The 2,643-nt window shown below is 39.5% G+C and carries 1 protein-coding gene; it reads right to left on the bottom strand.

Annotation, left to right across the window (positions count from 1 at the left end; translation table 11 throughout):
• The coding region (locus tag ACQ2HE_RS19815) for a DUF6443 domain-containing protein (RefSeq protein WP_430902504.1) at positions 1-2,643 on the bottom strand (2,643 nt) is incomplete at both ends.

Genomic DNA, 2,643 nt, shown 5'->3' with positions numbered 1-2,643 from the left:
AATAGCTACTGCGGTGGTCGTGTCCGTCCAAGTACCTTCAAATGTCAACGCCGGATAAACATCTTGTTGACTTTCTTCTGTAAGTACCATACGTACGTTACCGAGGTGGTCTTTTAAGAAATAATCGAACTGAAAACTGGCTGAAGTGCTTCCTACTGCTGCTTTATAACGTACCCTACCTTCTTCATGACCAAAAAATTGAAGCTTCTCATCTTCATATACAAAGCCAGCCATATAAACTGTGCTAGTTGTCTTTTGTGAAGCAGTGCTATCCAACACAGTCTTTTTTAGCTTATTACCCAGGGCATCATAAGTATAAAAAATAGTTCCTTTTCCTTTTATATGCATATACGCAGGTAGATTCAAATGATTATATTGTATCGAATCAATTGCTTTATTATTGTCAATTGTCATGTTTCCATTCACGTCATATGCATAATCATCGGACCCAGGAGCATTTGTACCATCTTTGAAATCTCCGAGCTTTGTATTGGGGTCTGAATAATCGTCTCCCACATATTCCAACTTATTGCTATTTGTATTATAAGTATAGCGCAGCGCATCTATGTAACCGGTTGGATCACCTAATTTGAATCCATGGGAAATCATCTGTAAAATATTTCCATTCGCATCATATTTTATTCCCCAGTTGTTATCAGCATCAAATCCATGTACACTAAAGTTCATCTCAGTATTATTCCAAGATCCGCCGCTCGCTACTGTACTGTTTTGTAGATAATTTGCTTTTGCTAGTCGATTCATCTGATCGTACTCGAAGTCAAATTTTCGGCGCACCATATCGCCTTTTGTTTTCCACAAGCCACCACTTATGTTTCCGTTATATTGATTCGGGGATCCACTTGTGGCACCTGAGGTAGTAAAATCCTCATTGTATCGTAATTCAAATCCGAAGAAACGATCTTGATATCCAACAGCTCCTTGATCTCGTAAGTAGTCTCGATTCATTCCAACAATCCAACCTCTAATATTGTAGTCATAAACCAAATTTTCAAGTCCATTAGTTTTATAAGATGGTGCCAATTTCTTCGACCTTAACTGACCAATAGTGTTATACTGTTGATTGGATATTAATTGCTCCGCTTTTGTCACGGATACTCCGTTAATCGTGCTACTTACAGACTTCTTAACTAACAACAGTCGCCCGGAAGCATCATACTCCATTTTTGAAACAACGGTGTGAATTTGTGGATTGCTCGAACTAACCTGTTGTTGCCTATTGACTACAACTAAAACTTGACCCGTATAGCTGTACTGTGTGGTCACTATATCGGTACCTCCGGTTATATTCTGTGCTTTAGTTTGAACAACTCTGCCTTTATCATCATAAAAACTGGCTATATATAAGTACTGATTGGTACTACCTAGCACTTTTACTCTAGCACCTGTTTGGTAACCTCTAGCAATTGGCAAAGCCGTATATCCTTGAGCAAAGGGAAAACTGCCGCTTGGAGTCAACAACATACCACTATAACTATTATCATAAGATTGAAAGCCTGATGGAAGGTTGGAATAGGTATCGTAGTACGTTTCAGTCAGTAACTCAAAACCACTCCCTGGAATATTTGAAACTGTAAATGGATATCCTATTAATGATGCCCCTGCGCTCCGATGTTGTACTCCCGTTAAACTACTGTTCCATAATCCAGTTTGTACCGGCCTGTTCTGTCCATCGTACAAAGTCACCAGCCACTTTCCTTTCCCCTTTAAATTTCCATCTTGTACTAATATTAAACGGTCTCTTGAATCATAAACCATCTGAACTTCTGCTGCTCCCGGCACTCTTTTAACAATCATTCTCCCTCGATCATCGTATTCATATCTAAATGTCTGTTCTTCTTTAATGGAAGTACTTAATATCCAACTAGCAGTTTGCAATAGCTCTACACCGCGAGGTTGTATTACATACCTCAAAAGATTGTAGTCATCATAAATATAATAAGTAGACGCCCATCCACTGTAACTGACACCGGGATTACTACTACTTTGTACCTTTTTTAAAATCGTCTTATTTTCTCGATCTTTGTATTCAATAATACGATTGCCATGCTCGTCAATCACCAAATACTTATGAAGATCGTTGTCACTATAAACACCTACAACTGTGGGTATTGCATCTACTCCATATCCTATATTCCATCTCTTCACATCTTCGGCTGCCGTATTGAAACTCTGGATTGACTTGATTACCCTTCCACTTCCAGGCTGCCACACACTACCTGGCGCACCTGCTTCTAATACACGGTTCATTGGGGAAAACTCAATAAACTTTTGTACAAATGGTCCATTATCACGAGCCACATCAGTTACACTCGTGTTGCTCGTTGCATAAAAACTGGATTGATCAGCATAAGCCCCTGTTTTCAAGCCGCCAAATACGTTGCCTGCTAAATCCACATAAGGAAGATACTCTTTAACCACACGACCATATCCATCGTACTCAACCGGTGTAACAATGTCTTTCAATCCAGGGCTCCCTTGTGTCACAACTGTTTGTACGATTCTTCCCAATCCATCAAAATATTTAACCTCTTGACCACGCTGACTAACAGTTAAAGCATCAACTTGAGCACTAGAAGTAACTCCCGGTACTCGGACAACATTACTTACAACATAATTTCGATC

Origin of the sequence: Endoryza foliicola, assembly GCF_050589245.1 — a bacterium.
GTDB lineage: Bacteria > Bacteroidota > Bacteroidia > Chitinophagales > Chitinophagaceae > Endoryza > Endoryza foliicola.
Note: the sequence above shows the minus strand (reverse complement) of the source record. Positions and strands in the feature narration are given on the sequence as shown.